Below are 19,928 nucleotides of genomic sequence, written 5' to 3'. Positions count from 1 at the left end.
GCGGAGGCGATGATGAGCAACCGCCGCCATTTCCTCAGCCTGGCCGCATTGGGCCTGGCTTCCACTTCCGCGCTGGCCGACAGCCTGACCTACCGCAGCTTCCACGCCGCACTGGAACAGAATGCGCAAATGTCCGTGTACGCCAACGGTACAGGTGACCTGCACGCTCAGGCGACTGTACTGGGATGCCTGCCGGCCGACCTGAACGGTGTGTTCTTCCGCAACGGCCCGGGACGCTTCGAGCTTGGCGGCGAGCGCTATCACCACTGGTTCGACGGCGACGGGTTTGCCCAGCGCTGGCAGATCGCCAACGGTAAGGTCCATCACATCGGCCGCTTCGTCGCGACGCAGAAGTTCGAGGAAGAGAGCAGGGCGGGACGCTTCCTGTACCCGGCTTTCGGCACCTATGTCGACCGCAAGCGCTTCAAGAAGAATGACGTGATCAACGTCGCCAACACCAATTTGCTGCCGTTCAACGGCAGCGTGTACGCGCTGTGGGAAGGAGGTTCGGCGACCGAGCTGGATCCGCTGACGCTGCAGACGCGCGGCATCAAGACCTGGCGCGACGACCTGAAGGCAATGCCGTTCTCCGCTCACCCGAAGATGGATCCGGACGGCGGGCTGTGGAACTTCGGCGTCATGCCCGGTTCGGACCAACTGGCCATTTACCGCCTGAACAAGGTCGGAGAGGTCATGCGCACCGCGCTGATTCCGGTGCCGCAGCTGAACATGGTGCACGATTTCGTGGTCAGCGGGCGGCATCTGATTTTCCTGCTGCCGCCTTACGACATGCAGCCGGGGCCGGAGGTGAGCCTGGCCGGCAGCATGCGCTGGGCCGGTGAGCGCCGTCCGCTGCGCGCGGTGGTCATCAGCAGGGATACGCTGGCGCTGCGCCAGGTGTTCGAACTGCCGGCGCGCTCGGTGTTCCACCTCGGGAATGCGTATGAAGATGGCGCCTGCACCCGCCTGGACGCGGTGCTGCACGATGGCGACGTGCTGCCCCGGCCCGGCCTGCCGATGCGCGGCGAGATGCGCATGCTGGCCGACAATCCGAGCAACGCGGTGCAGATCACGCTGGACTACACCACCGGCCAGGCACGCGAAGCACGCCTGTTCGGCGTCAGCGAATTCCCGCGCGTGGCGCCGCAAGTGGTGTCGGCGCGCCACCGCAAGCTGTTGGTGCTGGGATCGAGCAGCCGCCACGAGCTGATACTGGACAGCGTGAACCTGATCGACACCGATAGCGGCAAGGCCGACAGCTACGCCTTCGGCCCCGGCTGGCAAATGGAGGAGCACGTACTGGTGCCGCGTCGCGGCGCCCGTTCCGAGACCGACGGCTTTGTAGTCGGCGTGGCGCAGGACACGCGCCGCCAGCAAAGCGTGCTGACGGTGTTTGAAGCGCACAACATCAAGGCTGGTCCGGTCGCGCTGGCACGTCTGCCTTATCGCGCGCCGGTTTGCTTTCATGGTAACTTTCTGGCATGAAGAATCAAGAATCAATGCCGCCGCTGGCGCATCCGCTGGAATTGATACCGCTGTTCCGCCGCTGGCCGGCCTCGGCGCCGCGCAATCTGCTGTACACCCTCATCTGGAGCAGCGCTATCGGCGCCGTGCTGGCCGCGCTGCAAGTGTTGCTGGCGCACGATGACGCCACTTATGTGCAGCGTCTGTGGCCCATGCTGCTGATGTCGAATCTGATCGGCGTGATGGTGCATGCCGGTTCGCTGTTGAGCAATCGCCTGCTGCATGGCTGGCCGCGCCGCGCGCGCGGGCTGCCGCGCATCCTGTTCAGCATGATGCTGATGGGGGGGTGCGTCCTGGTCGGCGTCGGCCTGGGGAATATGCTGTGGAGCGGCGTCGATCCTTTGCAGTTGCTGTCGAACCGCGGCGTGCTGGCCGAGTGCCTGATCGTCGCAGCGGGCATCGCGCTGCTGATGTACATGGTGCGCAGCGCCGCCGACCGCCGCGCCGCGCGCGCGGTGGACGAAGCGCGGCGCAAGGAGTTCGAGGCGTCGACCGCACGCCTGCTGGCCGAGGCCCGACTGCGCGCGCTGCAGGCGCAGATCGAACCGCACTTCCTGTACAACACGCTGGCCAATGTGCTGGGCCTGATCGGCCCGCAGCCGGCGCAGGCGCAGCACATGCTGGAGCGTTTCATCGACTACCTGCGCGCCAGTCTGGCGGCCAGCCGCAGCGACGATTCTTCGCTGGCGTCCGAGGCGAAAATGATCGCCGCCTATCTCGACGTGCTGCAAGTCCGCATGGGGGACCGACTGCGCTACCGGATCGATGTGCCGTACGATCTGCGTCAGTTCCGCATCGCGCCCATGCTGCTGCAGCCGGTGGTGGAAAACGCCATCGCCCACGGTCTGGAGCCGAAGGTGGAGGGCGGCGAAGTTGTCCTCACCGCGCGGGCCGACGGCGGCAACGTCAGCATCAGCGTCAGCGACACCGGCGTGGGCCTGAACCCGGCCGCGCCACGCAAACCCGGCGGCGGCGTGGGACTGAGCAATCTGCGCGAGCGCTTGCGCAGCTTGTACGGCGCCGCTGCCAAGGTAGAATTATTGGAAAACCAACCCTGCGGCATGACGGTACGCCTCGTGCTGCCTTTGAATGCGAGTCAGCCATAGATACCGTTCGTGCCCTGATCGCAGATGACGAAGCCCATCTGCGCGACTATCTGGAAAGCCAGCTGAAGACAGCCTGGCCGGATTTGCGCGTGGTCGCGCGCGCCGCCAACGGCATCGAGGCGTTGCGCCTGATCGACGAGGAATCGCCCGATGTCGCCTTCCTCGACATCCGCATGCCCGGCCTTACCGGTCTGGATGTCGCGGCCAGGCTGGCGGATGGCGCGCAGCCGCCGCACATCGTGTTTGTCACGGCGTACGACGACTATGCGGTGGAAGCGTTCGAGCATTCGGCGGTGGACTATCTGCTCAAACCGGCGAACCTGGAGCGGCTGCAGAAAACCGTCGACAAGCTGAAGACGCGTCTGCGCGCCACGACGGCCGCGGCGCCGGCGATTCCCGCAGCGGCACTTCAGGCCTTGCTGGCGCAACTCGGTGGCGCCTTGCCGACCAGCGCGGCGCCGGCGCCGGCACCGGCGCCGCTGCAATGGATACGCGCCTCGCACGGCGACGAAACCCGGCTGATTCCCATCGAGGACGTGATCTACTTCCAGAGCAACGACAAGTACACCAGCGTGTTCGTGGCCGATGGCGAAAGCCTGATACGCACGCCGATCAGCAAGCTGCGCGAGCAGCTGGACGAGCAGCAGTTCTGGCAGATCCACCGCAGCGTGATCGTGGCGGTGCGTCACGTGGCGGGCACGCGGCAGGACTTCCGCGGCCGCCTGATGGTGCAGCTGAAGGGCCGCCCGGAACAGCTGGTCGTCAGCCGTAACTACGTCGATCTGTTCCGGGGGATGTAAAACTTATTCGACGACGACCGGCTTGACGCGCGACGCCGCCAGCTTGGCGTTGACGCGCGCGGTCTCGATGTCATCCGCCGTCGCCAGCGCCACGCCCATGCGTCGGCGCGCGAACGATTCCGGCTTGCCGAACAGGCGGATGTCGCTGTCCGGCACACGCAGCGCATCGGCCACTCCCTCGAACGCGATGCCTTGTGCTTCGTGCTGACCGTAGATCACAGCCGACGCGCCAGGCGCCTTCAGCGCCACATTCACCGGCAGGCCGAGGATGGCCTTGGCGTGCAGTTCGAATTCGCTCTGCGCCTGGGTGGCCATCGTGACCATGCCGGTATCGTGCGGGCGCGGGCTCACTTCCGAGAACCACACCATGTCGTCTTTGACGAACAGCTCGACGCCGAACAGGCCCAGGCCACCCAGGTCGCCGGTCACCTTGCCGGCGATCTCGCGCGCACGTTCCAGCGCGGCGGGGTTCATGCGGCAGGGCTGCCATGATTCGACGTAGTCGCCCTGCACCTGCACGTGGCCGATCGGTTCGCAGAATTGCGTGACCACCTGGCCGTCCTCGCCGAGCGAACGCACGGTCAGCAGGGTGATTTCGTAATCGAAGTCGATGAAGCCTTCCACGATCACGCGGCCCGAGTCCACGCGGCTGCCGGCGGCGGCGTAGTCCCAGGCCGCCTTGACGTCGGCCGCGCTGTCGACTTTCGACTGGCCTTTGCCGGATGACGACATCACCGGCTTGACCACGCACGGGAAGCCGACGGCGGCGGCGCCGGCTTGCAGTTCTTCCAGGCTGCTGGCGAAGCGATAGGGCGAGGTGGCCAGGCCCAGCGTCTCCGCTGCCAGGCGGCGGATGCCTTCGCGGTTCATGGTCAGCTGCGCCGCGCGCGCGGTCGGAATGCAGGTGATCTTGCCGTCGCGCTCCAGCTGCGCCAGCTTGTCGGTGGCGATGGCTTCGATTTCCGGCACCACCAGGTCCGGTTGCTCCTGCGCGATCAGCGCCGCGAGCGCGTCACCGTCGGTCATGTTGATGACGTGGGCGCGGTGTGCGACCTGATGGCCCGGCGCATTCGGATAACGGTCCACGGCGATCACTTCCACGCCCAGGCGCTGCAGCGCGATGATGACTTCCTTGCCGAGTTCACCGGAGCCGAGCAGCATGACCTTGGTGGCGGTGGGGGACAGCGGCGTGCCGAGCGTGCGGGGAGTTTTCATATGGATGTCGGTGAGGTTAGAAGGAATAAACCAGCGTCACCGAGGTCTGGGTGTCGGTGTTCTTCTTGTCCGCCGGGACGTTGGAGTCGCTGCGGATGTTGAAGGCCGCTTTCATCTGCATGGTGCTGTTGATCTTGGTGCGCAGCGCGGTTTCGGCCTGGGAATGGACGTTGTCGGCGCCGCGTTCGACGATGACGTTCTGGCTGAACTGCGCGCTGTCGCTGAGCTTCCACTTCAGCAGCGCGGCGCCGCGGACGGTGGCGCCATTGTCGGTGGTGCCTTCCGAGCGCACGCCGCGGAAGTAGCCGGGACCGATTTCCACGTCCAGCGTGTGGGTGTCGGACTGATAGGTCTGGGTGCCGTAACCGATGCCGATGGTCGAATAACGCGTGTAGGCGCCGAATTTGTCGTCCACGTGGGTGGCCAGCGCAAACAGTTTACCGTGGTCGTCGTGCAGCAGCTTGTAGCCTGCCTTGGCGGAAGCGGCATAGCGCTGCGCCGAGCGCTCGTGCACCTTCCGGCCTTCGTCGTTGGTGACCTCTTCGTCCTTGAAGTAACCGGACAGGATGTACTCATTGCTCCACTGGCTGGTCTCCTGCTTGGCGTCGAGCTTGCCGGTGACCGAGGTGCCGACCGTATTGCCGGAGGTGGAAATCGCGCCCAGTTCTGCGGAGGTGTTCCAGCCGTGGGCGTTGACTGGGTCCATGGTATCGGCGGCGGCATGACCGCAAGTCAGCGCCAGTGCGGAAACGATCAGGAGAGATTTCATAGGCATGAACTGGACGTCTTGTAAAGACATCACGGTATCGGGATACGAAAGAAGGCGGTATTGTACCCGACATGTGGGGAAAATGCCGCACTTCGGGGGTGCGGGGCCGTACAGAAAGCGGGGTGGTTCGGAGCGATGATGGGGCCACTTGTCAGAAGGGGCACGATCATGAAACTCATCTTGTGCGCGGCACTGGCCGCGATGACCACCATGGCCGGCGCCGCCGTCAATCGCTGCGTCGACACCGATGGACGTGTGCTGTACACCGACAGCGACTGCCCTGACGGCAGCGAGGCGCAAGCCGATCCCGTGGAGCACATCGCCGCCGATGCGCCGGTGCCCGCCGCGCCGCGCAGCCGCTGGGCCGATCTGGCGCCGCGCAAGGCGGTGAACGTCGATGCGGCCACGCTGAAAACCGCTTACGAAACCATGCAGGTCCAGGACGAACTGCACAAGCAGCGTCTTGCCAGTGCACGCTGATGACACCAGGCCGGCCGCTGGGCCGGCGGCTGGCGTCGAGGTGCTTTAGCCGCGTGGCTCGCCGGTCTTGGCGTTGATGGAGACGGTGTTGCCCGGCGGGTTGCTCATCTGGACATGGTGTTCGACGCCGCGGTAGTTGTAGCTCACGTCCCAGTATTGCGGCTGCTGGTTGCCGACGTTCTCGCAGCGGCGCACGTCGCGGGTGGAGACGTTGTTCTGGTTGGCGACGTTATTGCCGACCGCCGCGCCGGCGATGGCGCCGCCCGCGGTGGCCACCGTGCGGCCGGTGCCGCCGCCGATCTGGTGCCCCAGGATGCCGCCGATCAGCGCACCGGCGATCACGCCGCCGGGATTGGCGCGCGGCGGCTCCTGCACTTGCTGACGCTCGACCCAGCAGCGTTGTTCCGGCGGCCCGACCACGGCGTGCACGGAACTCACCGGCACTTCGATGATGCGCTCACCGGCGCGGCGGCGCCATTCATAGCTCGGCTGCGCGATCGGCGGCGGCGCTTCATTGTCATAGCGGTCGCGCGCCTTCACCGGCCGCACCGAAGAGATGCGGTTGTTGAGGCCCATGCCGCGCAGCGACTCGTAGCTGCCGCGCCGCAGGATCATGCACTGGCCGCGGAAATTGGCGTCCTCGCAGACTTCCCACTGGCCGCGATCGACCACCACCGACGAGGCGCGGTCGTTGTAGCCGACGCGCCCCAGGTCGCGCACCTGGCCGTTGGCCGTGTAGGCGCGGCCGCGCAAGCCGTCTCCCTCGTAAAAAGTGATTTGTGCGAAGGCTTGCGTGGCCATGCCGAGTGCGGCGGCGGCCACGGCGATCTTCATGCTGTTGTTCATCGTCTTCTCCTTTTATGGATGAAGCCTGAGCATGGACCGATTTGCCGTGTGCCTCTGTACGCAAGCGTACATAGTCACGGTTCGACCGAGTGGGCACGCTTCAGGCAGCGCAGCACGAAGGTCGAGCGGCTGTGCTTGAGCCCCGGCAAACGATAGAGTTTTTTGCGCAGGAATTCCTCGTAGCCCGCGGTGCCCGCCACTGCCACCTTGATCAGATAATCGTAATCGCCGGTCAGCAGATAGGCTTCCATCACCTCGGGCAGCTGGGCCAGCGCCTTGCCGAATTTATCGAAGATGTCATCGTCATGGCGGTCCAGCGTCACTTCGATGATGACGGTGTCGGGGTAGCCAAGCGCGGTCTGACTCAGCAGGGCGGTGTAACCTTCGATCATGCCGCGTTCCTCCAGCGCGCGCACGCGGTTCCAGCACGGTGTGGTGGACAGGCCGACTTTTTCGGCCAGCCTGGTATTGCTCAGGCGTCCGTCGGCGCGCAATTCGCGCAGGATGCGGCGATCCAGTTCGTCGATTTCCATGGAATATAGGCTTCAAAAGATGGATATTCCGGCAATTTTACACTGAGCAGAAGGATATGCTGCGATTTTGGCAAAATGCCATAAAATTCGGAAGCCTATTTCTGACCATCGTGGTTATGCTGACAGCATGGATACCACACAAAAAACCTACCGCTTCACCATCGAGCCGGATGCCCCGATCGCCACGCTGGAAGCGGCATTGCAGGTGGTGCGGCGGCTCGGCATCGATCTGCGCAGCCTGCGCACCACGGCTACGCCGCACGGCATGGAGGTCTTGCTGCGCGTCGCGGCGCAGGAGGAAGATATTCTGATCTTATGTCGCATGCGGCTGCACAACCTGATCGGCATCCTGCCCATCCGCGAGATGCCGTCGCTGGTGGTGTCCAACGCCGTCAGGCCGCTACAACACTGTATTTGATCAGGAAAACGATGGCGATGACCCACACCACCGGCCTGACCTTGCGCGCCTGCCCGGTCGACAGTTTCAGGCCGGCGTAGGTGATGAAGCCGAACGCGATGCCGTGCGCGATCGAGTAGGTGAAGGGGATCACCAGCGCGGTGATCGCGGCCGGCACGCTTTCGGTGGTGTCGCTCCAGTCGACGTCGGTCAGGTCGCGCAGCATCAGGCAGGCCACGAACAGCAGCGCCGGCGCGGTGGCGTAGGCCGGTACCACGCCGGCGATCGGCGCGAACAGCAGCGCGGCCAGGAACAGCAGCGCCACCACCACCGCGGTCAGGCCGGTGCGGCCGCCGGCCTGCACGCCGGCCGCGCTTTCCAGATAGGCCGTGGTGCTGGAGGTGCCCAGCATGGAACCGGCGACAATGGCGCAACTGTCGGCCAGCAGCGCCTTGTTCAGACGCTGCATGCGGCCGCCGACCAGCAGGCCCGCGCGGCTGGCGACGCCCATCAGGGTGCCGGTCGCATCGAACAGTTCGACCAGGAAGAACACCAGCACCACATTGAACAGGCCCAGATGCAGCGCGCCCTGTAAATCCAGATGCAGCAGCGTCGGCGCGATCGAGGGCGGCAGCGACATGAAGCCGTGGAAGGTGTTCCCGCCGAAGAAGAAGCTCAGCACCGTCACCGCGACGATGCCGATCAACAGCGCGCCCGGTACGTTCAGCCGGTCCAGCGTGACGATCAGCAGGAAGCCGAAGATGGCCATGATGGTGTGCGGATTGTGCATGTCGCCCACGCGCACCAGGGTTTCCGGGTTGGCGACCACCACGCCGGCGCTCTTCAGCGCGATCAGCGCCAGGAACAGTCCCAGTCCCACCGTGATCGCGACCCGCAACGAGGGCGGTATGCCGTTGACGATATGCTCGCGCACCTTGAACAGGCTGACCAGAATGAACAGGCAGCCGGAGATGAATACCGCACCCAGCGCCGATTGCCACGGCACCCCCATCCCCAGCACGACCGCATAGGCGAAGTAGGCGTTCAGGCCCATGCCCGGCGCCATGCCGATCGGGTAGTTGGCGTACAGGCCCATGATCAGGGTGCCCAGCGCGGCGGCCAGACAGGTGGCGACGAACACCGCGTCCTTCGGTACGCCGGCGTCGCCCAGGATGGCGGGATTGACGAAGATGATGTAGGCCATCGTCAGGAACGTGGTCGCGCCGGCCACGACTTCGGTACGGATGTTGGTGCCGTGTTCAGCGAGCTTGAAGAATCGATTCAGGGACGGCATGCGCGCTCCACTGCTGCAAAGGGCGAAGAATACCATGGATGCCGGTTGCATTCGGTGGTGCCAAACGTACAAAAGAATGTGATAATGCAAAAATAGTTGTCTCATTCACTCCAGGTCTCTGCTATGGATTTACACACGATTTTGCCGGGTGCCGCTGCATGAAGGTACGCATCTGGGGTGCCCGCGGCTCGCTGCCGGTGGCGTTGACGCATCAGCAGGTCCGTGCGAAAGTGGTGGCGGCGCTGGAAGGCGCGGTCGGCCGTGAACTCGACAGCGCCGACAAGATCAGTGCTTATGTCGACCAGCTGCCGTTCGACGTGCGCGGCAGTTACGGCGGCAACTCGAGCTGTGTGGAAGTGCTAGCCTGGGATGCGGACACGGTGCACGAGCACATCATCCTCGACATGGGTTCGGGCGTGCGCCCGCTGGCCGGCGCCAAGCTGGCGAAGTACGGTCCGGGGCAGCCGCAGACCTACCACGTGTTCATGTCGCATCTGCACTGGGACCACATCATGGGTTTCCCGTTCTTTACGCCGGCCTACATCGCGGGCAACCGCATCATCATCTACGGCTGCCACCGGGAGCTGGAGATGGCGTTCCGCCGCCAGCAGGAGCCGATCAGCTTCCCGGTGCCTTTCGATCAGTTGGGCGCGACCATCGAGTTCGTGCAGATGCAGCCCGGCGTGCCGCTGATGGTGAACGATGTGAAGGTGACGGCCAAGCTGCAGCTGCACGCCGGCGATTCGTACGGCTACCGCCTGGAGCGCGGCGGCAGGGCGATGGTGTATTCGACCGATTCGGAACACAAGCTGGATAACGCCGCCGAGCGCGTGGCCTTCGTCGACTTCTTCCACGGCGCGGATCTGGTGATCTTCGACGCCATGTATTCGCTGGCCGATGCCGTGTCGGTAAAGGCCGACTGGGGCCATTCGAGCAGCGTGGTGGGCGTGGAGCTGTGCCAGCTGGCCGGCGTGCGGCAGCTTTGCCTGTTCCACCACGAGCCGTTCCACGACGACGCGCGCATCTCGCGCCTGCTGGCCGAGACGCGGCGCTATGCCGAGGTCACCTGCGAGGCGCCGCTGGAAATCGTCTCGGCCTACGACGGCCTGGAAATCGATCTCTAGCCATCGGCTGCCTTACAATAACGCCTGTGTCACCATCATCAATCACAGGAATCACATGACTGAGTTTTCGCAGGATATCTACACCGAACCGTCGCCGGTCGACATCAACACGCTGGACAACCTCGGCCCGCTGCGCCCGATGGCCGGCATCTGGAAAGGCGAGCGCGGACTGGATATCAAACCCAAGGCCGACGGCGCGCGCAAGCAGGCGTACGTGGAGCGCATCGAGCTGCATCCGATCGACCCGGTGACCAATGGCCCCCAGCTGTTCTATGGCCTGCGTTACCTGATCATCGTGAACAAGCCGGACAACGTCAAGACCTATCACGAGCAGGTCGGCTACTGGCTGTGGGAACCCGAGACCAATACCGTGATCCAGACGCTCGGCATCCCGCGCGGCCAGATCGCGATGGCGTCGGCGGTGGTGGCGCCGGATGCGAGGGAGTTCGAACTGGTGGCGCGGCTGGATTCCGACACTTACGGCATCCGCTCGAACCCTTTCCTCGAATACGGTTTCAAGACGGTGGAATACCGCATCAAGGTCACCATCAACGACGACGGCACCTGGGGCTACGAGGAAGATACCGTGATGCTGCTGCGCGGCGAGGAAGAGTTCCACCACGTCGACCGCAACCTGCTGCACAAGGTGACCGAGCCGCTGCCGAATCCCCTCGCGAGCGGCGTGCCGGCCTGACATGCTGCGCGCGATCCTGTGGGATAACGACGGTGTTCTGGTCGATACCGAACAACTGTTTTACGAAGCCAACCGCGATCTGTTCCGGCCATTGGGCCTGGAGCTCAGCGCGCAGCATTTCTTCGACTGGTACCTGGCCGACAATTGCGGCGCGTGGCACCTGCTCGAGCCGCGCCTGAGCGCGGCGCAGATCGAAGCCGAGCGCGAAGGCCGCAATATCCGCTATGCGGCGCGGCTGGCGTCCCAGCCGATTCCGGCCATCGATGGCGCGGCCGAGGTGCTGGCGGCGCTGGCGCCGCGCCTGCGCATGGGCGTGGTCACCAGTTCGAACGCCGCGCATTTCGACATCATCCACGCGCGCCTGGATCTGCGCCGGCATTTCGAATTCGTGCTGACGCATGAATCCTACGCCAACAGCAAGCCGTCGCCCGAGCCGTACCTGTTGGGACTCGCGCGCATGGGCGTGCGCGCCGACGAAGCGCTGGTGGTCGAGGATTCGCCGCGCGGGCTGCAGGCGGCGACGGCGGCCGGCATCCGTTGCATCATCCTGCGCAACGCGCTGACCCGTCACCACGATTTTCCCGGCGCCTGGCGCGTGGTCGATACGCTGCCGCAGGTGCGGGCGGAGATCGAAGCGCTGGTGGCGGAGGAGGGCTGACCGTGGCGCATGTCCACCTGTGCTGGGAACTGGGTGGCGGGCTGGGACACGCCGGCCGCCTGAAGATGCTGGCACAGGCGCTGCTGGCGCGCGGCCACCGCGTGACCATGAGCCTGCGCGACCTGATGCACACCGATGCGCTGCTGGCCGGGCTGGACGTGGCGCGGCTGCAGGCGCCGGTGTGGCTGCACCAGGCCGCGGGCCTGCCGCCGCCGGGCAATCTGGCCGAGGTGCTGTTCCACTGCGGGTATCTGGAACCGGTCGCATTGCGCGGCCTGGTGGCGGGCTGGCGCGCCATGTTCGCGTTGCTGCGCCCGGACCTGGTGGTGGCGGATTTTGCGCCGACCGCGCTGCTGGCGGCGCGCAGCATGGGGCTGCGCAGCGCGTCGGTCGGCAATGGCTACAACATGCCGCCGTCGGCCCAGCCTTTGCCCGCGTGGCGCGATGCGGAGCGCTTGCCGGCCTCGCAAGCGCGCATGCTGGCGACGGCCAACGCGGTATTGGCCGAACATGGCGCGGCGCCGTACGCGCATGCGTCGGATGTGTTTCTGGGCGACCTGCCGCTGCTGTGCACCTGGGCCGAACTCGATCCGTGGCAGCGCGCCGGCGCGGAATGGCTCGGCCCCAGCTTTGTGCCGGATGGCGGCATCGTCCCGCACTGGCCGGACGGCGACGGGCCGAAAGTCTTCGCTTATCTGAAGGCGACCCACGCCGCGTATGGCACAGCGCTGCAGGCGTTGGTGGATGAGGGCTGCCGCGTGCTGGCCTACGTGCCCGAAGTGGCGGCCGGCGCTGCGCCGCCTGTGCTCAGCGAGCGGGTGTTGTATGCCGAACGGCCGCTATCGTTGCAGCTGGCGCTGGCGCAGGCCGAGATCTGCGTCACGCATGCCGGCGAGGCCACGCTGGCGCAGGCCTTATTGGCCGGCGTGCCTTTGCTGATGCTGCCCTCGCATACCGAACAGTTCCTCACCGCGTGTCGCGTGGCGGCCAGCGGCGCGGGTTACAACGCCGCCTTGCTGTCGCCATCTTCCGACTGGCGCGCGGCGGCACGGCGGGTGCTGGACGATCCCGGCTTCCGTCAGGCAGCGCGGGCTTACGCCGCGCGCTACCGGGACTTCAGCCAGCACCGGCTGAACCAGCGGCTGGCAGCGCTGCTGGAGGCGCGGCTCGCCTGAGGCGCTGAGGTTCTTCGCCGTGCAGCCTGAAGACGCCGACGGCGCTCGACAACTGCGTCGCCTGCTCCTGCATGGTGACCGCCGCCGCCGACGCCTGCTCCACCAGCGCGGCGTTCTGCTGCGTCACCTGATCCATCTCGGTGATGGCGCCGTTGATATGTTCGATCCCGGTCAGCTGCTCCTGGCTGGCGAAGGCGATTTCGCCCATGATGTCGGTCACGCGCTGGACGCTGGTGACGATTTCCGCCATCGTGGCGCCGGCTTCGTCGACCAGGCGCGCGCCGGTGTCGATCTTGTCGACCGAATCGTCGATCAGCGACTTGATCTCGCGCGCGGCGGCGGCCGAGCGCTGCGCCAGATTGCGCACTTCGCCGGCGACCACGGCGAAGCCCCGTCCCTGTTCGCCGGCGCGCGCCGCTTCGACCGCCGCGTTCAGCGCCAGTATGTTGGTCTGGAACGCGATGCCATCGATGACCGAAATGATGTCCACGATCTTGCGCGACGAGGCGTTGATCGACGCCATGGTCCGCACCACCTGGCCGACCACCGCGCCGCCTTTGCCCGCCACTTCCGACGCGGACATCGCCAACTGATTGGCCTGGCGCGCGTTGTCGGCGTTTTGCTTGACGGTGGTGGTCAGTTCCTCCATCGACGACGCGGTTTCTTCCAGCGAGCCGGCCTGGCGCTCGGTGCGCGACGACAGATCCAGATTCCCGGCGGCGATTTCGGTCGATGCGGTGCTGATGGTGTCGGTGCCGTGGCGCACCTCGGAGACAATGGCGGTCAGGCTGGCGTTCATCTCCTTCAGTGCGGCCGACAGCTGGCCGATTTCATCGCGCGAGCGCACCTGGATGTCGGCACTCAGGTCGCCGTCCGCCACCGTGCGCGCCACCCGCACGGCATAGCTGATCGGGCGCACGATGGTGCGCGTCATGTACCAGCCGATGAGCAGTCCCAGGCTGGCGCCAGCCACGCCCAGCACGATCATCAGCAGGCGCGCATTGGCGGCCGTGGCTTCCGCCTGGTCGCTGGATTCCTGCATCAGCCCGGCCTGAAAGGCAATCAGCTGGTCGAGCGCCGCGCTGTATGCCTGCTGGGCCGGCGCGACCTTGTCCAGCAACAGGCGGGTGGCGCCGGCGCGGTCGCCGGACTTGAACGCTGCCACCATTTGGTCGCGCAGCGGTGAATAGCGGGCGCGCGCCACGCCCACCTCCTTCAGCAATGCCACGCCTTGCGGCGCGTGCAGGGTGGCGCCCACGCGGTCCAGCAGTTCGCCGATGTTCTTGCTGCGCTGGGCGATGGCCGGATATATCTGTTCGGCCTGCGGCGGTTCGACCAGCAACAGGTCACGCAGGCTGCGCGATTGCTGGTTGACCTCATCCTTCACCTGGCTCAGCAGACCAATCTTCATATAGCGGTCATGGATGGTGAAGGCCATTTCACGGCTGGTGGCGCCGAGGGCCAACACGCCGACGATGACGACGACCGCCATCAGCAGGGTGGTCAGGGAAAAGCCGATGGTCAGGCGGTGGCCGATTTTCAAATTAGTAATGTTCATGTCCCGCAATTTTGTGTTTTTATGCAACACAAAGTGTAACGGGAATATTATTTTTGCTCTATGAATATTTCTTAATAGAATCGTTTCCGTAGCGAATAAAACAACAGCTGCTGCTGTGCGACGCGGGCGCCGGCATTTCAGTAGCATGACCCCGGTGTCAGTGTGAAGAGGAGGGCGTGATGAGCAGGGAATCCGGCCCCAAGCGGCAGCATGAGTACCGGGAATTCGAACATGAACGCCGCCAGACGGACCGCGAGGAGACGGATGACGCACATGCCGAGCCGCGGCCGCCGCGCGCGCCACGCAGCGGCACCGGCTTCCGTCGGCGCAATACCACGCGGCGCAACCGCGCCTCCTGACCGATCAGCGCTTATTCCTCGAACGGCGCTTCCTCGATGGCGATGCGCACCTGGTCGGCCGGACCGAGGTAGGCGTCGCCGCCGGTCGGCCCATCCTGATAGGTGAAATGGGCGCCCTCATAATCCTCCACCACCCAGATGTCGGTGATCAGGCGGTCGGTCGGGTCCTGCGGATTGACCACGTCAATCTTGCGGCGCTCGCCTGGCACCAGATCCTTCACCGCATCCTTGGTCCGCTCGGTGGCGAGCGGGATGTAGCGGGCAGTTAAATGTTCGTTCATGTTTCCCCCTTTGCGCCCATTGTAGCCGCGCGCGGCGGTGAACGACGCGCGGCAGACGCTGACGTTTGTGCAATTCCGCACGGAACTTTTTTCTGAATTCAACTAATCTGTCACTAATTTCATATTTTCCGTCACTAGCGACCAAAACGCGTTGGTGCCAAGATAGCGCTATGGGAGATATTCACCGCAGTCAATATCGCATGCCTTTCACGCTTTTTGAAAAGCTGAAGGCCGAGGCCGCCAAAGCGGGCCGCAGCGTCAACGCCGAACTGGTCGGACGTCTGGAGCGCACGCTGGTGGAAAGCACCAATGACGTCGATGTGCGCCACATTTTTGAGGCGCTGGAGCGGCTGTCGGCACGCAATCCGGAGATGCGCTACACCTTTGGCGTCAACCTCGGCGGCGAGCTGGAGGGCAACCCGGCGCATATCCAGAACGGCAAGTGGACCTTGCCGGCGAACCAGATCTCGCAGGAGTGAACGGTTCAGGGGCAGACAAAGCCGATGAGATGATATAGAATTGCAACTGAGTTGTTGATTGAGTAATTCAAAGCATGGCCTCTGGTAGGGCTGGATGTTTGGAAGGGCCGGCGTCTGGATGGATGCCGGCCCTTTTTGTTTGCGTCGGCGTCGGCTAGAATGCGGCCTCCGTAAATAATTTTGAAACCATGCAATTTTTACAGCGATCCCTGGCCCTGGCCGCGCTGCTGTGCGGCGCTCTGGCTTCCGGCCTCGCTGCGGCGGGCGCTTGCCCTGCCCATTATGTCGACGGCCGTCTGCCGGAAATCCGCAACGCCAGGATGAACGCGGCCACCACCGAGCTGTGCTATGGCGTGTTTGGCGTCATGCATTCGGGTATCACCCGCACGCCGCTGTGGTCGGCGGAGCATCTCACCGCCGGCAACATCGACGCGGCGAAGACGCTGTCGCGCGAGAATTCTTTTCACCCTGAAACCCGTCTGCCGGCCCAGTCGCGCGCCGAGCTGGCCGATTACGCCCGCAGCGGCTATGACCGCGGCCACATGGCGCCGAATGGCGACATGCCGGACCGCGCCACCCAGCATGAAAGTTTTACCCTGGCGAACATGGTGCCGCAGGATGGCGAGATCAACCGTCACATCTGGGCCGGCATCGAGGGCGTGGTGCGCAAGATGGCGCAGAAGGATGGCGATCTGTACGTGATCACCGGTCCGGCTTTCATTGGCGGCAATTTGCGCAAGGTGGGTAACGTCCTGGTGCCCACGCATTTGTATAAACTGGTGTATAGCCCGCGCCAGCACGCGGGCGCGGCGTTTTTCATCGAGAACCGCGCCGACGCGCAGTATGAGGTGCTGAGTATCGCCGCGCTGGAAGACAAGGTCGGCATCAATCTGTTGCCGTCGCTGTCGGCGGCGCAGAAAAATGCCGTGTTGCGCCTGCCAAAGGTGCGTCAACGCAAGGATGGGAGCAAGGGATGAGCGCGAAATTCGTACCGTACCAGAATGAAGCCGACGTGCTGCACATCGGCGGCCTGACAGTCGAAAACCGCCTGGACCGCATCACCATCAGCGGCGACATCGATCTCACCGCCGACCGGGCCGGCCTGGACGACGCGCGCGCGTTGCGGCAGCTGCTGGCCGACGTGGTGGCCCAGCTGGAGAAGCAGACGCTACCGGATAAATTGCAGCCGCCGGACCACACGATTGTGGCGAATCCGTTTGAATGACGGCACCGGCAGGTCGACAGGATTGCGTTTTTAAAGCGCCGTGCTAACATGACCGCTCTGTTTTCTTTCGCGTGGGCAACAATATGAGTTTGACGACTGGCAATAACGCTATCGATTCACTGGTCTACAGCAGCTGGAACAACAATGCCGGCACGCCGGCACAGCTGACCTACAGTTTTATGTGCCGGGTGCCGTCGGACGCGAGTGCCGACGATGCCAATGGCTTCCGTGCCATGACCGCCGCGCAGCAGGCGGGCGTGCAAAAGGCGCTCGCGGCCTGGGCCGCGGTGGCCAACGTCACGTTCACGCAGGTGGCCGTCAATGGCGATATCCAGCTGGGCACCAATAATCAAGGCAGTCAGAGTAGCGGCTATGCCTATTTGCCGAATGGCAGCGATCCGACCTATCTGTTCACCAACAATACCGAGGCGTACAACAATACGTTCGCCGACGGCGGGTTCGGCATTTCCGTGCTCATCCATGAACTCGGGCACACCCTGGGGCTCAAGCATCCGGGCAACTACAACTCGACCGGCGGCGGCATCGACGGTCCCTTCCTGCCGGCCGCCACCGACAATCTCGATTACACGCAGATGTCGTACAACACCGGCTCCGGCTTCAGCCTGAACCACAACTACGGCATCACGCCCATGCTGTACGATATCCAGGCGATGCAATATCTGTATGGCGCCAACATGAGTTACCACACCGGCGCCGACACCTATGGCTTTGGCACCAACGCGGCGCTGCAGTGCATCTGGGACGCGGGCGGCAACGATACCTTCGACTTCTCGGCCTGCACCGGTGCGACCACCATCAACCTGAACGCGGGCACGTTCAGCTCGACGGCGCCGGGTTACAACAACATTTCGATCGCCTATAACGTGACCATCGAACGCGCCATCGCCGGCAGCGGCGGTTCGACCATCTACGCCAACGCGGCTGGCAACGTGATCAACGGCGGCGCTGGCAACGACACGATTTACGAAGGCGCCGGCAACGATATCATCAGTGGCGGAGGCGGCACCGATACCGTCAAATTCAGCCAGGCGCTGGCAGCCTTCACCCTCAACGGCAGCGCCGCCGCGCTGACCGTCAGCGGCGACGGCACCGACAGCCTGAGCGGAATCGCCAACCTGAGTTTCAGCGACGCCACCGTCCAGACCGGCAATTACGGCTCCTTCCTGGGGGGGACGGCCAATGCGGACGTGCTGACGGCCGGCAGCGGCAGCCAGCTGATCACCGGGGGCGGTGGCATCGACCTGGTCAATTTCAGCGGCAAGAAAGCGGATTACCTGGTCGGCGCCAATCTGGCCGGGGTCACCCTGGGCGACCAAGCCGGCAATACCGACCTGCTGGCGGGAGTGGAGCGTGTGCAATTCAGCGACCACACCGGCCTGGCTTTTGACACCGGCGGCGAAGCTGGCCAGTTGTATCGCCTGTACGGCATCTTCAACCGCGCACCGGACGACGTCGGCATGGGTTTCTTCCTGTACCAGATGGACCACGGCATGAATCTGCTGACGATCGCTTCCGGTTTCGTCAACAGCAACGAGTTTGTCGAGACTTTCGGCGTGAATGCCACCAACGAGGCGTTCGCCACCGCCCTGTACCACAACATCCTGCACCGCGATCCCGATGCGGCCGGCTATGCGGTGACGGTGAATGCGCTGAACCAGGGACTGGCGCGCGAGCAGGCGCTGGTGATATTCACCGAGTCGGCGGAGAACATCGAGACTGTCAGTCACGTCATGCCGGTCGGCATATCGTACACGCCGTGGGCGCCGGTCTGATCAGGCTTCCGGCAGGCTGATGCGGTTGCGGCCCATGTGCTTGGCGCGGTAGAGCGCCGAGTCGGCCGTGGCCACCAGCTGGCTGGGATCGGTCTCGGGTGCGGCCAGCGCGGTGGCCGCGCCTATGCTCACCGTCACCACGTGCTGCTTGCTGCCCAGGTTGGGCAGCCGCAGCTGCTCGACCCGGCAACGGATACGCTCGGCCACGATGGCCGCGCCCTTGAGCGACTGGTTGGGCAGGATCACCGCGAATTCCTCGCCGCCGTAGCGCGCCACCAGATCGTTGGCGCGCATCTCGCTCGATACCGCCATGGCGATGCGCTGCAAACACTCATCGCCGCCGAGGTGGCCGTAGGCGTCGTTGTATTGCTTGAAATTGTCGACATCGACCATCAGCAGCGACAGCGGTTGCTGGTGCCGCAGCGCGCGCTGCCATTCGGCGTTCAGCGTGTCGTCGAAGCAGCGGCGGTTGGCCAGGCCGGTCAGGCCGTCGCGCGTGGCCAGCTGCTCCAGCGCGACCTGGGCTTTCTTCTCGTCGGTGACGTCGCGCAGGGTTTCCACCACCGCCACCAGCTTGCCGTCGCTGTCGAAGATCGGACTGGCGTCGGCGGCCAGATAGCGGCGCCGGCCGACGCGCGGCATGTCGCACCAGTTTTCCGCGCACAGGTTGTTGTCGGTATCGTTGCGGCGCGCGTGCTGGCGGTACAGCCGGTGCAGGTCGGCGGCGCGACCCTGGATCACCAGGTCGGCCAAGGTGGGGCGCTGCTCCTGGTAGAAGCTTTTCCAGTGGTCCGAGGTGCCCAGCACTTCCCACGCCGGCACGCCGGTCAGGCGCTCGCAAGCGCGGTTCCAGATGATCACCTTGCAGTTGATGTCGATCACGAACGTCGGAATCACCAGCAGTTCCATCAGCTTGAGGGCGAAGCCGTGCTGCTGATCCTCATGCGGAAATTCCATCAGATGCTGGACTTGGGGAGTGCTGGTCATGTACGCCGCCTGTGATCGGTATGGTTATTGGATGGGGAAAGACATGGTGAGCGCGGTGCCCAGGCCGGGCGCGCTGGCGACGTCGAGCCGGCCGCCAGCCTCGTCCACGCGCTGGGCGATGCCGCGCAGGCCGCTGCCGCGCCGTGCCGCCGGCTGCGGCAGGCCGACGCCGTTGTCGCGCACGGTCAGCTTCAGGCTGCGGTCCTGGCACCGGATGCCGACGCTCACCTCCGACGCTTGCGCGTGGCGCACGATGTTGCTCAGCGACTCCTGCAATACGCGGTAGAGCACACCGTCGGCCGTACCGCCGGCCGCACCGGCATCCAGCTCCAGCCGGCACGGAATGCCGCTCAGGCGCGAAAACAGCGCCACCTGCTGGCGTACCGCATCCTGCAAGCCCTGCGCCAGCGCTTCCGGCGGCAGATCGTCTATGATGGTGCGCAGGGCGCGCCGCGCCTGCTGGATGCGCTGATCCAGCTCGGCCAGCGGGCAGCGCAGCGCAGGATGACGCTGCGCCAGCGCGGCCGTGTCCAGGCCCAGCGCCAGCAGGTGCTGGCCGAGGTCGTCGTGCAGGTCGCGTGCGATGCGGCGACGGTCGGCGTCGCGCAGTGCCTGCTGGCCGCTGCTGAGC

The 19,928-nt window shown here is 64.8% G+C and carries 23 protein-coding genes; 14 read left to right on the top strand and 9 right to left on the bottom strand.

Going from position 1 to position 19,928, the window contains the following annotated elements; translation table 11 throughout:
- Window positions 1-12 precede the first annotated feature (12 nt).
- The 3 genes from E4L98_RS29035 to E4L98_RS29025 are packed head-to-tail and all read left to right on the top strand — an operon-like array spanning window position 13 to window position 3,430.
- A complete protein-coding gene (locus E4L98_RS29035; RefSeq protein ID WP_135205018.1) occupies window positions 13-1,485 on the top strand; it encodes a carotenoid oxygenase family protein in 1,473 nt (490 codons plus the stop codon).
- The gene (locus E4L98_RS29030; protein WP_135205017.1) at window positions 1,482-2,630 is read left to right on the top strand and encodes a sensor histidine kinase; all 1,149 of its coding nucleotides are present in this window, start codon (window positions 1,482-1,484) and stop codon (window positions 2,628-2,630) included. The genes E4L98_RS29035 and E4L98_RS29030 overlap by 4 nt, the downstream gene beginning before the upstream one ends.
- Entirely contained in the window at window positions 2,627-3,430 is an 804-nt protein-coding gene (locus E4L98_RS29025) for a LytR/AlgR family response regulator transcription factor (RefSeq protein WP_135205034.1), read from the top strand. The genes E4L98_RS29030 and E4L98_RS29025 overlap by 4 nt, the downstream gene beginning before the upstream one ends.
- A 3-nt stretch (window positions 3,431-3,433) precedes the next feature.
- Here E4L98_RS29025 and purT read toward each other — a convergent pair whose 3' ends face one another.
- Entirely contained in the window at window positions 3,434-4,645 is a 1,212-nt protein-coding gene (purT, locus tag E4L98_RS29020) for a formate-dependent phosphoribosylglycinamide formyltransferase (protein WP_135205016.1), read from the bottom strand.
- Between the two features lie 16 nt (window positions 4,646-4,661).
- Window positions 4,662-5,414 (bottom strand): DUF481 domain-containing protein, encoded by a 753-nt coding sequence (locus tag E4L98_RS29015; protein ID WP_135205015.1) that lies wholly within the window; start codon window positions 5,412-5,414, stop codon window positions 4,662-4,664.
- A 168-nt stretch (window positions 5,415-5,582) separates the two neighbouring features.
- Between E4L98_RS29015 and E4L98_RS29010 the strand changes: the two genes are divergently transcribed.
- Window positions 5,583-5,894, top strand: coding sequence for a DUF4124 domain-containing protein (locus E4L98_RS29010; RefSeq protein ID WP_167761484.1), 312 nt, complete (start codon window positions 5,583-5,585; stop codon window positions 5,892-5,894).
- Window positions 5,895-5,939: 45 nt separating this feature from the next.
- On the opposite strand, the gene E4L98_RS31230 is transcribed toward E4L98_RS29010, so the two are convergent.
- Together E4L98_RS31230 and E4L98_RS29000 are read right to left on the bottom strand one after the other, a co-directional pair.
- The gene (locus E4L98_RS31230; protein WP_135205013.1) at window positions 5,940-6,740 is read right to left on the bottom strand and encodes a beta/gamma crystallin-related protein; all 801 of its coding nucleotides are present in this window, start codon (window positions 6,738-6,740) and stop codon (window positions 5,940-5,942) included.
- A gap of 74 nt (window positions 6,741-6,814) precedes the next feature.
- Window positions 6,815-7,273 carry an Lrp/AsnC family transcriptional regulator gene (locus E4L98_RS29000; protein ID WP_135205012.1) on the bottom strand — a complete coding sequence of 153 codons (459 nt, stop codon included), beginning with the start codon at window positions 7,271-7,273 and terminating at the stop codon, window positions 6,815-6,817.
- Between the two features lie 127 nt (window positions 7,274-7,400).
- Between E4L98_RS29000 and E4L98_RS28995 the strand changes: the two genes are divergently transcribed.
- Window positions 7,401-7,691 carry a hypothetical protein gene (locus E4L98_RS28995; RefSeq protein WP_135205011.1) on the top strand — a complete coding sequence of 97 codons (291 nt, stop codon included), beginning with the start codon at window positions 7,401-7,403 and terminating at the stop codon, window positions 7,689-7,691.
- Here E4L98_RS28995 and E4L98_RS28990 read toward each other — a convergent pair.
- Window positions 7,666-8,964, bottom strand: a complete 1,299-nt coding sequence (locus E4L98_RS28990; protein ID WP_135205010.1) for an NCS2 family permease — start codon at window positions 8,962-8,964, stop codon at window positions 7,666-7,668. The two genes, E4L98_RS28995 and E4L98_RS28990, sit on opposite strands and share 26 nt — an antisense overlap.
- 158 nt (window positions 8,965-9,122) lie before the next feature.
- Here E4L98_RS28990 and E4L98_RS28985 point away from each other — a divergent pair, with 158 nt between their 5' ends.
- The 4 genes from E4L98_RS28985 to E4L98_RS28970 are packed head-to-tail and all read left to right on the top strand — an operon-like array spanning window position 9,123 to window position 12,615.
- Window positions 9,123-10,088: an MBL fold metallo-hydrolase gene (locus tag E4L98_RS28985; protein WP_135205009.1), complete on the top strand. Its 966-nt coding sequence runs from the start codon at window positions 9,123-9,125 to the stop codon at window positions 10,086-10,088.
- A 55-nt stretch (window positions 10,089-10,143) separates the two neighbouring features.
- A complete protein-coding gene (locus E4L98_RS28980; protein ID WP_135205008.1) occupies window positions 10,144-10,782 on the top strand; it encodes an FABP family protein in 639 nt (212 codons plus the stop codon).
- Window position 10,783: 1 nt separating this feature from the next.
- Complete coding sequence (locus E4L98_RS28975; RefSeq protein ID WP_135205007.1) at window positions 10,784-11,440, top strand: HAD family hydrolase; 657 nt, start codon at window positions 10,784-10,786, stop codon at window positions 11,438-11,440.
- A gap of 2 nt (window positions 11,441-11,442) precedes the next feature.
- On the top strand, window positions 11,443-12,615 hold the full coding sequence (locus E4L98_RS28970; protein ID WP_135205006.1) for a glycosyltransferase: 1,173 nt from the start codon (window positions 11,443-11,445) through the stop codon (window positions 12,613-12,615).
- Here the strand turns inward: E4L98_RS28970 and E4L98_RS31225 are convergent.
- On the bottom strand, window positions 12,557-14,173 hold the full coding sequence (locus tag E4L98_RS31225) for a methyl-accepting chemotaxis protein (RefSeq protein ID WP_167761483.1): 1,617 nt from the start codon (window positions 14,171-14,173) through the stop codon (window positions 12,557-12,559). The genes E4L98_RS28970 and E4L98_RS31225 overlap by 59 nt on opposite strands.
- Window positions 14,174-14,352: 179 nt before the next feature.
- Between E4L98_RS31225 and E4L98_RS28960 the strand changes: the two genes are divergently transcribed.
- On the top strand, window positions 14,353-14,532 hold the full coding sequence (locus E4L98_RS28960; RefSeq protein ID WP_135205004.1) for a hypothetical protein: 180 nt from the start codon (window positions 14,353-14,355) through the stop codon (window positions 14,530-14,532).
- A gap of 11 nt (window positions 14,533-14,543) precedes the next feature.
- On the opposite strand, the gene E4L98_RS28955 is transcribed toward E4L98_RS28960, so the two are convergent.
- Window positions 14,544-14,813: a hypothetical protein gene (locus tag E4L98_RS28955; RefSeq protein WP_135205003.1), complete on the bottom strand. Its 270-nt coding sequence runs from the start codon at window positions 14,811-14,813 to the stop codon at window positions 14,544-14,546.
- Between the two features lie 200 nt (window positions 14,814-15,013).
- Between E4L98_RS28955 and E4L98_RS28950 the strand changes: the two genes are divergently transcribed.
- The 4 genes from E4L98_RS28950 (at window position 15,014) to E4L98_RS28935 (ending at window position 18,310) form a co-directional block, all read left to right on the top strand.
- The gene (locus E4L98_RS28950; RefSeq protein WP_229257619.1) at window positions 15,014-15,292 is read left to right on the top strand and encodes an Arc family DNA-binding protein; all 279 of its coding nucleotides are present in this window, start codon (window positions 15,014-15,016) and stop codon (window positions 15,290-15,292) included.
- 188 nt (window positions 15,293-15,480) lie between these two features.
- Entirely contained in the window at window positions 15,481-16,269 is a 789-nt protein-coding gene (locus tag E4L98_RS28945) for a DNA/RNA non-specific endonuclease (RefSeq protein ID WP_135205001.1), read from the top strand.
- The gene (locus E4L98_RS28940; RefSeq protein WP_135205000.1) at window positions 16,266-16,517 is read left to right on the top strand and encodes a hypothetical protein; all 252 of its coding nucleotides are present in this window, start codon (window positions 16,266-16,268) and stop codon (window positions 16,515-16,517) included. The genes E4L98_RS28945 and E4L98_RS28940 overlap by 4 nt, the downstream gene beginning before the upstream one ends.
- An 83-nt stretch (window positions 16,518-16,600) precedes the next feature.
- Window positions 16,601-18,310, top strand: coding sequence for a DUF4214 domain-containing protein (locus E4L98_RS28935; RefSeq protein ID WP_135204999.1), 1,710 nt, complete (start codon window positions 16,601-16,603; stop codon window positions 18,308-18,310).
- On the opposite strand, the gene E4L98_RS28930 is transcribed toward E4L98_RS28935, so the two are convergent.
- Complete coding sequence (locus E4L98_RS28930; protein WP_205746861.1) at window positions 18,311-19,297, bottom strand: sensor domain-containing diguanylate cyclase; 987 nt, start codon at window positions 19,295-19,297, stop codon at window positions 18,311-18,313.
- Window positions 19,298-19,321: 24 nt separating this feature from the next.
- The coding region (locus tag E4L98_RS28925; protein ID WP_135204998.1) for a sensor histidine kinase at window positions 19,322-19,928 on the bottom strand (607 nt) is incomplete at its 5' end.

The organism is Duganella callida (assembly GCF_004614165.1).
GTDB classification, from domain to species: domain Bacteria; phylum Pseudomonadota; class Gammaproteobacteria; order Burkholderiales; family Burkholderiaceae_D; genus Rugamonas; species Rugamonas callida.
Note: the sequence above shows the minus strand (reverse complement) of the source record. Positions and strands in the feature narration are given on the sequence as shown.

What these genes read in the sequence shown, in the direction of transcription:
- E4L98_RS29035 (WP_135205018.1), top strand. Translation starts at nt 13, where the DNA reads ATGAGCAACCGCCGCCATTTCCTCAGCCTGGCCGCATTGGGCCTGGCT.
- E4L98_RS29030 (WP_135205017.1), top strand. Translation starts at nt 1,482, where the DNA reads ATGAAGAATCAAGAATCAATGCCGCCGCTGGCGCATCCGCTGGAATTG.
- purT (WP_135205016.1), bottom strand. Translation starts at nt 4,645, where the DNA reads ATGAAAACTCCCCGCACGCTCGGCACGCCGCTGTCCCCCACCGCCACC.
- E4L98_RS29015 (WP_135205015.1), bottom strand. Translation starts at nt 5,414, where the DNA reads ATGAAATCTCTCCTGATCGTTTCCGCACTGGCGCTGACTTGCGGTCAT.
- E4L98_RS29010 (WP_167761484.1), top strand. Translation starts at nt 5,583, where the DNA reads ATGAAACTCATCTTGTGCGCGGCACTGGCCGCGATGACCACCATGGCC.
- E4L98_RS31230 (WP_135205013.1), bottom strand. Translation starts at nt 6,740, where the DNA reads ATGAACAACAGCATGAAGATCGCCGTGGCCGCCGCCGCACTCGGCATG.
- E4L98_RS29000 (WP_135205012.1), bottom strand. Translation starts at nt 7,273, where the DNA reads ATGGAAATCGACGAACTGGATCGCCGCATCCTGCGCGAATTGCGCGCC.
- E4L98_RS28995 (WP_135205011.1), top strand. Translation starts at nt 7,401, where the DNA reads ATGGATACCACACAAAAAACCTACCGCTTCACCATCGAGCCGGATGCC.
- E4L98_RS28990 (WP_135205010.1), bottom strand. Translation starts at nt 8,964, where the DNA reads ATGCCGTCCCTGAATCGATTCTTCAAGCTCGCTGAACACGGCACCAAC.
- E4L98_RS28985 (WP_135205009.1), top strand. Translation starts at nt 9,123, where the DNA reads ATGAAGGTACGCATCTGGGGTGCCCGCGGCTCGCTGCCGGTGGCGTTG.
- E4L98_RS28980 (WP_135205008.1), top strand. Translation starts at nt 10,144, where the DNA reads ATGACTGAGTTTTCGCAGGATATCTACACCGAACCGTCGCCGGTCGAC.
- E4L98_RS28975 (WP_135205007.1), top strand. Translation starts at nt 10,784, where the DNA reads ATGCTGCGCGCGATCCTGTGGGATAACGACGGTGTTCTGGTCGATACC.
- E4L98_RS31225 (WP_167761483.1), bottom strand. Translation starts at nt 14,173, where the DNA reads ATGAACATTACTAATTTGAAAATCGGCCACCGCCTGACCATCGGCTTT.
- E4L98_RS28960 (WP_135205004.1), top strand. Translation starts at nt 14,353, where the DNA reads ATGAGCAGGGAATCCGGCCCCAAGCGGCAGCATGAGTACCGGGAATTC.
- E4L98_RS28955 (WP_135205003.1), bottom strand. Translation starts at nt 14,813, where the DNA reads ATGAACGAACATTTAACTGCCCGCTACATCCCGCTCGCCACCGAGCGG.
- E4L98_RS28950 (WP_229257619.1), top strand. Translation starts at nt 15,014, where the DNA reads ATGCCTTTCACGCTTTTTGAAAAGCTGAAGGCCGAGGCCGCCAAAGCG.
- E4L98_RS28945 (WP_135205001.1), top strand. Translation starts at nt 15,481, where the DNA reads ATGCAATTTTTACAGCGATCCCTGGCCCTGGCCGCGCTGCTGTGCGGC.
- E4L98_RS28940 (WP_135205000.1), top strand. Translation starts at nt 16,266, where the DNA reads ATGAGCGCGAAATTCGTACCGTACCAGAATGAAGCCGACGTGCTGCAC.
- E4L98_RS28935 (WP_135204999.1), top strand. Translation starts at nt 16,601, where the DNA reads ATGAGTTTGACGACTGGCAATAACGCTATCGATTCACTGGTCTACAGC.
- E4L98_RS28930 (WP_205746861.1), bottom strand. Translation starts at nt 19,297, where the DNA reads ATGACCAGCACTCCCCAAGTCCAGCATCTGATGGAATTTCCGCATGAG.